Origin of the sequence: Longimicrobium sp. (assembly GCF_036399255.1) — a bacterium.
GTDB lineage: Bacteria > Gemmatimonadota > Gemmatimonadetes > Longimicrobiales > Longimicrobiaceae > Longimicrobium.
The window spans coordinates 53900-66255 of record NZ_DASWNM010000023.1; the positions used below are offsets into that span (position 1 = coordinate 53900).

Genomic DNA, 12356 nt, shown 5'->3' on the forward strand with positions numbered 1-12356 from the left:
CCCGGGGGTGGGGATGATCGGGCCGGATCAGGCCGCCTGGATGCGCGCGGCGGATCGGGACCTCAGGCCGTGGTCGAGCGCCGCGGCCAGCGCGATTCCGGCGGCGTAGCAGGCCAGGTCGCTCCACAGGAACCCGAAGCCCAGCACCAGCCCGCCCATGCGCGTCTGCCGCACCGCGGTGATCCACGGCGCATGATAAAGCTGCGACAGCTCGATGGCGAGAGAAAAGATCGCCGCCCCCGCCGCCACGCGCTGGACCGGTGCCCGGTTCCAGGCCGCCGCGATCAGCAGGTACACCATCGCCGCCCACAGCACGTCCCCCGCGTACGCGCCGATCGCGTCCGGAAGCACCCCGCGAAACGCCCGCGTCGCCAGCCCCGCCACGATCGTCGCGATGGCGAGAAGCAGGTAGCGCACGCGAGATCGATGCATTGGGGCGGGCATGGAGGATCGGGACGATGCTGGACGGGATTGTCGCTGCAGATTGCCCGCGGAGGGCCCTACCCCGCCCGCCGCAATTTGACTTCCTGAGGGAGGCGCCGCGCTGATCCTGCCGTGCCTCTGCGCCCGTGCGCCGACCGAAGGACCTCGCCGGCAGGACCGAGGGACTGGACCTCTGCCGCGGATCATGCCCCTCGCGGGCCGAAAGCAGGTCCTTCGGTTGCGCGCAGGCCACGGTGCGTGGCTTCTGGCTCCACGTGGTGCGCTCCCTCAGGAAGTCATGCTCTCGCGTGAGGTTCTACCTCCGCAAATTGCTGAATCACACGGAGGAATCTACCGTCGGCCTGCACGAGGCCGGACGCGGTAGCCCGCGCCATCGCTGCGGCGGCGAAGCCGCCGGACAGGGCCAGTCCAGGGCTTAGCGACACGCCACGAGGAAGCGGAAAGTAGATTCCTCGGTCGCGCGCCGGGTGTCGAGATTCGGACAGGTTCGCGCGGCGCTCCCTCGGAATGACAGTTCGCGGTGTGCGGCCGGTGACGTTTCGATGCGCTGCTGCCCACCCTCCGCCGCAATTGACTTCCTGAGGGAGGCGCCGCGCTGATCCTGCCGTGCCTCTGCGCCCGTGCGCCGACCGAAGGACCTCGCCGGCAGGACCAAGGGGCTGGACCTCTGCCGCGAATCATGCCCCTCGCGGGCCGACAGCAGGTCCTTCGGTCGCGCGCAGGCGGTTGTATGTCTTCTGTTTACACGCGGTGCGCTCCCTCAGGAAGTCAATCATCTGTGTGATATCCTGAGTCCCGTCGCCACTTCACACGTACTGCTCTCCCTGCGGATCAAAAATCTTCCGCGACTCGCTGGGCTCCTGAAGCAGTTATTCCTGCGCCAGGAACGCGGCAAGCGCCGCGGGGTCCGTGGCGCGCACTTCCTCCATGGAGGCTTGGCGGATGATGCGGCCGCGCCTGACGGCGAGCCACGCGTCATCGTGCAGGCGCACGGCCCAGCGGGGCTGGCCTTCGGCCGTCATGAAGGAGTGCACCCACCGGCTTCCGTCCAGGGTCATCACCAGCTCGGGAAGCCGCCCCTCCACGCTGATGTCCAGAACGGTGTGCCCCACCAGCGCTGCGACCCGGTGCTCAATGCGGCGCTTTCCGCTCCAGCTGCCGAACTGGACGGCGCCCGTGCTCTCCACCCGCCAGCTCCACTCCAGCATCACCGTCACCTCACCGAAGGTGGACGTGTACTCGCCGCGCGTCCGGGACGTCCGGGTGACGGTGGTGAGGGCGCCCAGCTCCAGGAAGATGGCTGAGCCCGCCCCGCGCCAGGTGTGGGAGACGGGCATGCCCACCAGCGGACGCGTGAGCGCGTGGAACCGCTGGCGGCTGACGGGGGTGCGGCCGAGCGTGCGCGGCATCGTCCGGCGGCTCAGCGCCTGGTCACGATGCGCATGCCGTTGGGCGCGACGCCGGGCTTCGGCGGCTCCGGCGCTTTCGGAGCCGACGGCGCGGGCTTGCGGTCACGGGGAGCATCCTTCTGCTGCGCGGGCTTCCCCGCCCCGCCCTGCTGCGCGGCCGCGGGCTTTCCGCCGCCGGACGGACGCGCGGCGCCGGGCTGCGTCTTCATCGACAGGGCGATGCGCTTGCGGGGGATGTCGACCGCCATCACCCGCACCGTCACGCGGTCGCCCACCTTTACCGCGTCGTTGGGATCGCGCACGAAGCGGTCGGAAAGCTCAGACACGTGCACCAGGCCGTCCTGGTGCACCCCCACGTCCACGAACGCGCCGAACGCCACCACGTTGGTCACCGTCCCCTGCAGCGACATCCCCTCCTTCAGGTCCTCGATGGACTGCACGTCGTCGCGGAAGGCGGGCGCCTCGAACTGCTCGCGCGGGTCGCGGCCGGGCTTCTGCAGCTCCGCCACGATGTCCTGCAGCGTCGGCAGGCCGACCCCATCGCCCACGTACTTCGTCAGGTCGATGCGCGACACCGCGGCCTCGTTCCCCACCAGCGTCGTCATGTCCACCGACAGGTCCTTGGCCATCCGCTCCACGAGCTTGTAGCGTTCGGGATGGACGGCGGACGCGTCCAGCGGGTGCGCGCCGCCGCGGACGCGCAGGAAGCCGGCGGCCTGCTCGTACGTCTTTGGCCCCAGCCCCGGCACCTTCTTCAGCAGCTCCGCGCGGGACCTGAACGGCCCCTCGCCGTCGCGCTGCTGCACGATGCGCTGCGCCACCGTGGGCCCGATCCCCGCCACGTAGCTCAGCAGCGCGGGCGAGGCCGTGTTCAGCTCCACGCCCACGCGGTTCACGCAGCTCTCCACCGTCTCGTCCAGCCGCCGCTTGAGCCGCGTCTGCGACACGTCGTGCTGGTACTGCCCCACGCCGATGGACTTGGGGTCGATCTTCACCAGCTCCGCCAGCGGGTCCTGCAGCCGCCGGGCGATGGACACCGCCGAGCGCATCGTCAGGTCCAGCTCCGGGAACTCCTCGCGGGCGATGTCGGACGCGGAGTAGACGGAGGCGCCCGCCTCGTTCACCATCACCACCGCGGGCCGGCGATCGCCCGGCAGGTCGCGGACGGCGTCCTTAGCCAGCTTGTCGGATTCGCGGCTGGCCGTGCCGTTGCCCACGGCCACCAGCTCCACGTCGTGCTTCGCCATCAGCTGCGCCAGCTCGCGGCGGGCCCGCTCTTCCTGGTGCAGGTAGACCAGCCCCGTGGCCACCAGCGCCCCCGTGCGGCTGACGATCGCCAGCTTGCACCCCGTGCGGTATCCCGGATCCACCCCCAGCACCGTCCGTCCGCCGGCGGGAGGCTGCAGCAGCAGCGCCTCCAGGTTGCGGCCGAAGATGGCGATGGCCTCCTCGTCCGCCCGCGTCTTCAGCTCCATCCGCACCTCCACCTCCACGGACGGCGAGATCAGGCGGCGATACGCGTCTTCCACCGCCGCCCCCATCGTTTCCGGCGCGCGGTGGCCGTCCAGGAAGCGGCGGCGCAGCGCGGCCACCAGGTCTTCGTCGGGCGCCACGATGCGCGCCGTGAGGAACCCTTCCGTCTCGCCCCGGCGCACGGCCAGGATGCGGTGGCTGGGCATGTCCTTCAGCGGGCCGCTGAAGTCGTAGTAGTCCTGGAACTTGCTGACCTCCTTCTCCTTGCCGCGCGCCGCCTTGCTTTCCAGCACGCCCCGCAGCCGCACCTGGTCGCGCACGTACGCCCGCACCGACGCGTCCTCGCTCACCCGCTCCGCCGCCACGTCGCGCGCGCCCGCCAGCGCATCGTCCACGCTCGCGACGCCCTTTTCCGCGTCCACGAACGAGGCTGCGCGCGCCCGCAGCTCCGCGTCCGGCGTCTGCCCCGCCCACAGCAGCTCGGCCAGCGGCCCCAGCCCGCGCTCCAGGGCGATGGTGGCGCGGGTGCGGCGCTTGGGCTTGTAGGGCAGGTACAGGTCTTCGAGCACGGACTTGGTCTCCGCGCGCTCGATGGCGGCCTTGAGCTCGGGGGTGAGCTTGCCCTGCTCGTCGATGGACTTGAGGATGGCGGCGCGGCGCTCGTCCAGCTCGGCCAGGTACTCGTGGCGGTCGCGGACGTCGCGCAGCTGCACCTCGTCCAGCTCGCCCGTGGCTTCCTTTCGGTAGCGCGCGACGAACGGGATGGTGTTGCCGGCCAGCAGCAGCTCCAGCGCGGCGGACACCTGCGGCGCGCGGAGCCCCAGCTCCGCGGCGATCTTCTGGGCGTAGACGGAAGACAAAGTGCGTCAGTGCGGTAGTGCGTGAGTGCGGCAGTACGAGGGGACAAAAGTACGACGTGGCGGGGGTGTGGTCTATCCTTGCGCGATGGGGGTGAGGCTCATCCAGGCGGGGGCTGCGGATCGCGATCAGGCCAAGCAACCGTGCCGCCGGCCTGCAAGGGCGAATGATGCTCGTTGCGATTCTAATCCGGTAACGTGCCGTCCGCCCGCTGGAGCGAATGAATTCGCCGCTGGAAAATCGCAAAGTCCGCCTTCGCGGACTCGGCGGCCCGACCGCGTGCGGCGCTCCGCGCACCTGCGCGTCCGCAACCAGGGCGAAGGCCGCGTGGAGCATTGCGCGGCCCCCGGATGAGCGGGTAAACCCGCTGCTGGGAAAGCGACAAGCCCCGTCCCGGCTCGCTCACGCTCACCGGACGGGGCTTCACCTGCGGGAACGGCGCGGAGATCCTGCCGTGATGCACTCACTCGCCCGCGGCACGAGTGGTCCGCGAAGGCGGACATCACGTTGTCTCAGCCGCGATTTCAATCGCCATGGCCGGAATCGCCCCGGCGGAGGGCGGTGTGTTGAACCCGACGCCCCGCGGGGATGAGCGGGTAAAACCCGCTGTTGGGAAAGCGACAAGCCCCGTCCCGGCTCGCTCACGCTCGCCGGACGGGGCTTCAACTGCGGAAATGGCGCGGAGATCCCGCCACGATGCACTCACTCACCGGCGGCACGAGCGGTCCGCGAAGGCGGACATCACGTTGTCCCAGCCGCGATTTCAATCGCCATGGCCCGAATCGCCCCGGCGCCGGCGGCACATTCCTACAGGTTACGGGCGCCCCGTTCACCCGTTCACCCACTCCCGCACTAACGCACTCCCGCACTAACGCACTTCCCTCACGCACTCAACCGCTGCCGCCAGATCATCGCCCCCGCCGCATCCCCCGGCACCGGGTGCGAAAAGCGATAGCCCTGCGCGTACTCGCACCCCATCCCCCGCAGCCGATCCGCCTGCTCGGGCGTCTCCACCCCCTCGGCCACGGCGCGCAGGTTCAGCGTCTGCGCCAGGACCACGATGGTGCGGACGATCTGCTCGCTCTGCGCGTCCGCGCCCAGGCGGGTGATGAACGAGCGGTCGATCTTGAGCGTGTCGATGGGAAAGCGGTGCAGGTAGCTGAGCGACGAGTACCCGATCCCGAAGTCGTCGATGCACAGCTCCACGCCCAGCGTCTTGAGCTCCTCCAGCGTGGCCGCCGCGCCCCCCGCGTCGCCCATCAGCAGGTTCTCGGTGATCTCCAGCTTCAGGAACGAAGCCGGCAGCTCCGTCTCGCGCAGCGCGTCGGCCACGTCGCCCGCCAGCCCCGCGTCGCCGAACTGGCGCGGCGACAGGTTCACGTTCACGCTGAGCGCCGCGCCGTAGCGGCGGTTCCACTCGCGCATCTGCCGGCAGGCCTCGCGCAGCACCCACCGCCCCAGCGGCACGATGAGCCCCGTCTCCTCCGCCGCGGAGATGAACTCGGCCGGCTGCAGCAGGCCCCGCACGGGGTGGCGCCAGCGCGCCAGCGCCTCGAACCCCGCGATGCGCCCGTCCGCCAGCGACACCACCGGCTGGTACGCCAGCTCGAACTCGTGCCGCTCCACCGCCCCGCGCAGGTCCGTCTCCAGCTGCAGCCGCTGCAGCGCCGCCGCCTGCATGGTGGCGTCGTACATCTCGATGCGCGCGCGGCCGCGGCCCTTGGCGCGGTACATGGCCGTGTCTGCGTCGCGCAGCAGCCCCTCGGCCGTGGCGCCCTCGCCCGCCGCCGCGATGCCGATGCTGGCGGAGGCGAACACCGTGCGCTCCCCCAGCGTGAACGGGGCCGCCAGCGCCTCGTGCACCCGGTCGGCCACCAGCCGCGCCTCGGCCGGGTCGCGCATCTCGTCGGCCAGCACCGCGAACACGTCGGCGCCCAGCCGCGCCACCGTGTCGGCCGAGCGCAGCGCCGACTCCAGCCGCCGCGCCACCGCCTCCAGCAGCAGGTCGCCCACCGCGTGGCCCAGGCTTTCGTTGACGGTCTTGAAGCCGTCCAGCCCCACGCACAGCACCGCGCAGCTGCGGCCGCTGCGCTCTCCCCGGCGCAGGGCCAGCCCCGCGCGGTCCAGCAGCAGCGAGCGGTTGGGAAGTCCCGTCAGCGTGTCGTGCAGCGCCGTGTGCTGCAGCAGCTCCTCGGCCACCGTGCGCTCGGTGACGTCGCTGATGCTTCCCGCCATCCGCAGCGCGCGCCCGTCGGCGCCGCGCACCGCCACCCCCCGCACGTGGGTCCAGCGGTAGCCGCCGTCGCGGTGCCGCAGCCGGTGCACCGTCTCGAAGTGCGGCCGGTCGCCCGCCTGCTGCTGGGCGCGCAGCTCCGCGCGCACCCGCTCGGCGTCTTCCGGGTGCAGGCGGCCCAGCCACTCCTCGGGCCCGCCCTCCATCTCGCCCTCGCCGTAGCCCAGGATGGCCTTGGCGCGCGCCGACACGTACAGCCGGCGCTGCGTGACGTCCCAGTCCCACAGCCCGTCGTTGGCGCCCTCCACCGCCAGCGCGTACCGCTCGTTGGCGCGGCGCGCGGCGGCGTCCTGCGAGTGCACCAGCACCACGGGGCCGGCCGTCCCCTGCACCGCCCGCAGCGTCTCGTCCACCCACGCCTCGCATCCGCCGGCGACCATCCGCCGCAGCGCGCAGCGCACCTCCGCTCCCGGCGCGGCCAGCGCGTCCGCCAGCGCCCGGGCGGCGGCGAGGCGGTCGTCGGGGTGGTACAGCGCGGTGAACTCGGTGCCCTGCAGCGGGGCAGGGTCGCGGCCCAGGGCGGCGGCGGCCGCGCGGCTCACCGCCACCAGCACGCCCGCGGGCGAAACGGCCGCCAGCATCGCGGGGCCGTCGGTGAACCACGGTCCCGCGTCGCGCAGGTCGGTCAGGGAATGGATGGGAATGCGCAGGCGGCGGGTGGCGGTCGTCCCGGTCACACGCACGTCCGCCGCACGCTCCGCGTCGCCGCCGCTGGACGCGGGGACGGGCAGGACGGGCGATTCATGGAAGAAGCGTCGTGGCACGAAAAAAGGGCTGATCGGCGGGCGATGACCGTACGGAGGCGACCGGAAATGTAACGATGGTTCACATGCGTCTGCAACGCGCCAAATTCGGCCAATCTACACGATATTGCCTCGGTTCCGGTGAACGGATTGCGCCCAACGGCGGTGCAGCGCGCGCCCTAGGGGACACGCGGTGCGGCAGCCGCCGAGTCTGGCGGATCGGAGGGCGTGATCCACCCGTCTGGAGGCCCGTCTGGAAGGAGGGGACGAAAACGGGCGGACGCCTTTAGCGCAGGGCGCGGAAGAAGAGGTCGAAGGCGCGCCGGGCGGTGGGCGTCAGCTTGCCGCGCCGCCAGCGGTCCGCCGCCTTGCGCAGCGCCTCGGCGGTGGTGGGATAGGGATAGATGGTGTCGCCCAGCCTGCCCAGTCCGACGCCCGCCGTCATCGCCTGCGTGACCTGGCTGATGAGGTCGCCCGCGTGGCCGGCGACGATGGTGGCGCCCAGGAGGGTGTCGGAGCCGGCCTTCAGGTGCACGCGGACGAATCCCTCCGTCTCGCCCTCCAGGCGCGCCCGGTCCACCTCCTCCAGCGGAACGGTGATGGTCTCCACCTCGTCCCCCGCCTCCGCCACCTGGTCCGGGGTGATGCCCACGTGCGCCAGCTCCGGGCTGGTGTACGTGCACCACGGCATCACCAGCTCCTCCGCATTCCCCCGCCCATAGAAGAGCGCGTTGCGCACCACCATCCGCGCCTGCGCGTCGGCCGCGTGGGTGAACTTGTAGCGCGACGCCACGTCGCCGATGGCGAAGATGCGCGGGTTGGCGGTGCGCATCCGCTCGTCCACCTCCACGCCCTTCTCGCTGAACGCCACGCCCGCCTCGTCCAGCCCCAGCCCCTCCACGTTGGGCGCGCGCCCCGCCGCCACCAGCAGGTGCGACGCGATGATCTCCGTCGTTTCGCCGCCGCGGGTAACGCGGACCGTCTTCCCCGCCCCGGCCGCCGCCACGGAGTCCACCCGCGCGTCGGTGAGCACCCGCACGCCGTCCCGGCGCAGCGCCGCCGCGACGATCTCCGCCGCGTCCGCGTCGTCGTGGGGGAGGATGCGGGGCCCGTTCTCGATCAGCGTCACCCGCGCGCCAAAGCGGACGAACGCCTGCGCCAGCTCGCACCCGATCGGCCCGCCGCCGATGACCGCCAGGTGCTCCGGCCGCTCCGTAAGGCTGAAGATCGTCTCGTTGGTCAGATACCCCGCGTCCGCCAGCCCCTCGACCGGCGGGACGGCCGCGCGGCCGCCGGTGGCGATCACCGCGCGGTGAAAGCGCAGCCGCTGACCGTCCACCTCCACCGCGTCCTCGTCCACGAAGCGCGCCTCACCCAGGAACACGTCCGCGCCCACCTCGTCGCGAAAGCGCGCCGCGCTGTCCACCGGGCTCAGGTCCGCGCGAATGCGGCGCATCCGCTCCATCATCGCCCCGAAGTCGCCGTCGCCCCCTGCCGCGGGGCCCGAAAAGCGCTCCGCGGCGGTGCGGGCCGTGTGCCAGGCGCGCGCGGCGGCCAGGATGGCCTTGGAGGGGACGCATCCCACGTTCAGGCAGTCGCCGCCCATCAGCGCGCGTTCGATAAGGGCCACCCGCGCCCCCAGCGCCGCGCCGATGGCCGCCGTCACCAGCCCCGCCGTCCCCGCGCCGACGACGACCAGGTGGTAGCGGTCCTTCGGCTGCGGATTGCTCCACGCGGGCGGATGCACGTTCTCCAGCAGCCGCCGGTTGTGCGCCTCCAGCGGCTGCACCGCGGGGAACGACGTGGGATCGTGCGCCATCAGGCTCCGTCGGGTGCGGGTAGAAACGTCTGGTGCCTTGCCGGGAGCGAGTGAACTCGCCGCAACAACAGCGGAAAGCCTCGCAAACTGCGCGAGGCTTCACCACCTTTTGGACACGCGACACACTGCATTCCGAGGGGCAGCTCGCTTCGAAACGCATCGCGCTGCGTCCGAGAGGCCCCCCTCCCCCCGGCCCTCTCCCCCGCTGTCGCGGGAGAAAGGGGAGAATGCGATCCCGTTCCGGCAGACACTCGCCTCCGGGCAAGGAGGATTGTCACTCCTAAGGAGCGCCGGGCCAGGTTATCCGCAACCGCTGACCCTGCGCGACTGAGAGGGTGTTGCCAAACCCCCAGCCTCACAAAGAAGCGATGACTTCCTGAGGGAGCGCACCACGTGTAACCCGATTCCACACAACCGCCTGCGCGCGACCGAAGGACCTGCTCTCCGGCGAGGCGGGGCCGGCTCCATGCCGCGGAACCAGCCCCTCGGTTGTGCCAGCGAGGTCCTTCAGTCGGCGCAAAGGTTTCTTCGTACCCGCAGATCGAGGGGCGGCGCCTCCCTAAGGAAGTCAATCACGCTGGGCGGTTTGGCAACACCCTCTGAGGAATCTACCGGCCAAACCGTCGCCCCCGTCGCCGCGCCCAACTCCCGGCCGGCGGGCAGCTTGCGTCGCGCCTTTACACCGTCTGCGCGGCCACCACGTTGATGCCGCGCTCCAGCGTCTGCTTTACGGGGCAGCGGTCCGCGATCTGGGTCAGCCGCTCGCGCTGCTCGTCGGTCAGCGGCCCCGCCAGCTCCAGCTCGCGCTCGATCTGGTTCACGCCTACGTGCTTGGTGGCGCAGTCCACGCAGTCCTTCGCATGGGAGCGCGCCTGGCGCAGCCGCACCGTAACGCCTTCCAGCGGCCACCCCTTGCGGTCCGCGTACATCCGCACTGTCATGGCCGTGCACGCGCCGATGGAGCCCAGCAGCAGGTCGTACGGTGTGGGCGCATCGCCGCCGCCCCCCACGTCCGCCGGCTCGTCGACCACGATCGTGACCCCGCCCGCGAGGACTTCAGTGCGGTACTTGTCCTGCCCGGCGCGGATCACCACTTCGTTGTCGGATGCCATCTTGAGGCTCCTCGGTGCGAGAACAGGCAGGCAGACACGTGCTACGATCTTGCGGCCCCGGAGGCCCGTCCTGGACGCGGCAGCCCCCGCACCCAGGAGCGAATGAATTCGCCGCTGGAAAATCGCGAAGTCCGCCTTCGCGGACTGTGGCTTCCAGCTCCCGAGCGCATCGCCGGCTCAGCGGCACGTCAGGGTTCGGCGTCCGGATAGATGGTGCCGTCGCGGTGATGCTCCTCCTGGCGAAGCACGTAGTTGCGCACGATCGGCAACACTCGCCGGGAGACGGACGATGCGCTGTATCCACCCTGCCACTTGAAGCCGCGCGGAAGCACCTCGTGGTTGGCCAGGTGCGACGAAGATCCCTTGAGCTGCTTTACGAGCGTCGCGATGGCGACGGTTGCCGGAAGCCTCAGCAGCACGTGGACGTGGTCCTCGATCCCGCCGATCGCGATGATCTCGGCTTGAGCCGCGCCGCCTCCTCGCGGATGCAGAGATACACGCGCGGACGCACGTCCCGAGATAGCAGCGGCGCCCGATCCCAGGTCGACCACACGACGTGAAGGTAAACCTCCACCCGGCTGGAATGATTGATCCCCATCGCGCCTCCCCCTCCCGGACTGCTCGATCCCAACTCGCGGAGTCGAACAATCTGGACGAAGCGCGCAGATGTCAAGGCCGCAGTCCGCGAAGGCGGACTTTGCGATTTTCCAGCGGCGAATTCATTCGCTCCAGCGCCCGACCCGATCACTCCCCCGCCCTCTCCTCCGCGATGCGCTCGAAGTCCTCGTCCGAGAGCTCCAGGCCGGCGGCGGCGACGTTTTCTTCCAGGTGCTTGACCTTGGAGGTGCCGGGGATGGGGAGCATCACCGGCGAGCGGCGCAGCAGCCACGCCAGCGCCACCTGCGACGGCGCCGCGCGCAGCCGCTTCGCCGTTTCCGCCAGCGGACCGCCGGCCTCCGCCAGCTCGCCCACGGCAAGCGGAAACCAGGGGATGAAGCCGATCCCCTGCTGCTCGCAGTGGTCCAGCACGCCCTCCCACTCGCGGTCCGCCACGTTGTAGCGGTTCTGCACCGTGGCGATGGGCACGATGCGCCGCGCGGCCTCGATCTGCTCGGTCGTGGTCTCCGACAGCCCCGCGTGGCGGATCTTGCCCTCGGCGATCAGGTCCGACATCAGCCCGAACTGGTCGTCCGCCGTCACCGCGGGGTCCACGCGGTGCAGCTGCCACAGGTCGATGGCCTCTACCCGCAGCCGCTTCAGGCTGGCCTCGCAGGTGGCGCGCAGGTGTTTGGGGTGGCCGTTCATCACCCACTCGTCCGGCCCCGTACGCTCGAACCCGCCCTTGGTGGCGATGACCAGGCCGGCGGGATACGGATGCAGCGCCTCGGCGATCAGCTCTTCGCTCACGTTGGGGCCGTACGAATCCGCCGTGTCGATGAGGTTGATGCCGAGTTCCACCGTGCGCCGCAGCACGCGGATGCACTCTTCGCGGTCCGCGGGCGGCCCCCACACGCCCTTGCCCGTGATGCGCATGGCCCCAAAGCCCAGGCGGTGCACCTCCAGCTCCCCGCCAATGCGAAACGTTCCGCTCGCCCCCGCCGGCGAGTCCCCGCTGAACCGCGTCATCCCATCCCCTCGCGTCGTTCTGTCCATCCCGGTCAGGCCCGATCGCCACCCACGCATCATGGCACCCGCGTGCGTGCGTGGAAAGAGCCGCGAGTTCCGGGCCGCCGGGCGTTGTGGATGATGTGGCCCGATCCGCCTGCGCCCCCTCCGCTCGCTCAGGCTCGCACCTCCCCCAAAACTGCTTGGGGAGGTTGGGGTGGCCGATGGATCAGGGTTGGCGACAGGGATCGAGCTGCGCCCGCCGGGGTGCCCCTCCCCCGGCCCCTCCCCGTTCGTTCCTCACGGAGAGGGGAGAATTCGATCCCGCGGCGGATGGATCACGCTGCGTCCGCGAGCGCCCCCTCCGGCTCGCTTAGGCTCGCCACCTCCCCCAAAACTGCTGGGGGAGGTTGGTGGATCGGAGAAGATTGGCGCGCGGCGAACGGGATCGAACTGCGTCCGCCGGGGTGCCCCTCCCCCGACCCCTCCCCGTTCGTTCCTCACGGAGAGGGGAGAATTCGATCCGCTGCGACGGGTGTTCGGGCCCGTCCGAGGGCGCACCCCAACCGGCCACGTGGCAGACCCTCAGCCCACCCCGAA

Annotated in this window: 8 protein-coding genes; all 8 read right to left on the minus strand. The window is 71.0% G+C overall.

What is annotated here, in order from left to right:
* Window positions 1-27: 27 nt before the first annotated feature.
* The 8 genes from VGC13_RS03560 to VGC13_RS03595 all read right to left on the minus strand — a co-directional run bounded on the left by VGC13_RS03560 (window position 28) and on the right by VGC13_RS03595 (window position 11777).
* Window positions 28-432, minus strand: coding sequence for a DUF2809 domain-containing protein (locus tag VGC13_RS03560; RefSeq protein WP_331123828.1), 405 nt, complete (start codon window positions 430-432; stop codon window positions 28-30).
* Between the two features lie 881 nt (window positions 433-1313).
* Window positions 1314-1853, minus strand: a complete 540-nt coding sequence (locus VGC13_RS03565; protein WP_331123829.1) for a hypothetical protein — start codon at window positions 1851-1853, stop codon at window positions 1314-1316.
* 11 nt (window positions 1854-1864) lie between these two features.
* Window positions 1865-4186 carry a Tex family protein gene (locus VGC13_RS03570; RefSeq protein WP_331123830.1) on the minus strand — a complete coding sequence of 774 codons (2322 nt, stop codon included), beginning with the start codon at window positions 4184-4186 and terminating at the stop codon, window positions 1865-1867.
* 880 nt (window positions 4187-5066) lie between these two features.
* Complete coding sequence (locus VGC13_RS03575) at window positions 5067-7241, minus strand: putative bifunctional diguanylate cyclase/phosphodiesterase (protein WP_331123831.1); 2175 nt, start codon at window positions 7239-7241, stop codon at window positions 5067-5069.
* Between the two features lie 265 nt (window positions 7242-7506).
* A complete protein-coding gene (locus VGC13_RS03580; RefSeq protein WP_331123832.1) occupies window positions 7507-9039 on the minus strand; it encodes a mercuric reductase in 1533 nt (510 codons plus the stop codon).
* A 677-nt stretch (window positions 9040-9716) separates the two neighbouring features.
* Window positions 9717-10151, minus strand: coding sequence for an OsmC family protein (locus VGC13_RS03585; RefSeq protein WP_331123833.1), 435 nt, complete (start codon window positions 10149-10151; stop codon window positions 9717-9719).
* A gap of 188 nt (window positions 10152-10339) precedes the next feature.
* Window positions 10340-10702 (minus strand): transposase, encoded by a 363-nt coding sequence (locus VGC13_RS33600; RefSeq protein WP_331123834.1) that lies wholly within the window; start codon window positions 10700-10702, stop codon window positions 10340-10342.
* 193 nt (window positions 10703-10895) lie between these two features.
* Window positions 10896-11777 (minus strand): aldo/keto reductase, encoded by an 882-nt coding sequence (locus VGC13_RS03595; RefSeq protein ID WP_331123835.1) that lies wholly within the window; start codon window positions 11775-11777, stop codon window positions 10896-10898.
* Window positions 11778-12356: the final 579 nt, after the last annotated feature.

Coding starts and splice junctions, on each gene's coding strand:
- VGC13_RS03565 (WP_331123829.1), bottom strand. CDS start 1,853: ATGCCGCGCACGCTCGGCCGCACCCCCGTCAGCCGCCAGCGGTTCCAC.
- VGC13_RS03580 (WP_331123832.1), bottom strand. CDS start 9,039: ATGGCGCACGATCCCACGTCGTTCCCCGCGGTGCAGCCGCTGGAGGCG.
- VGC13_RS03595 (WP_331123835.1), bottom strand. CDS start 11,777: ATGACGCGGTTCAGCGGGGACTCGCCGGCGGGGGCGAGCGGAACGTTT.
- VGC13_RS03585 (WP_331123833.1), bottom strand. CDS start 10,151: ATGGCATCCGACAACGAAGTGGTGATCCGCGCCGGGCAGGACAAGTAC.
- VGC13_RS03560 (WP_331123828.1), bottom strand. CDS start 432: ATGCATCGATCTCGCGTGCGCTACCTGCTTCTCGCCATCGCGACGATC.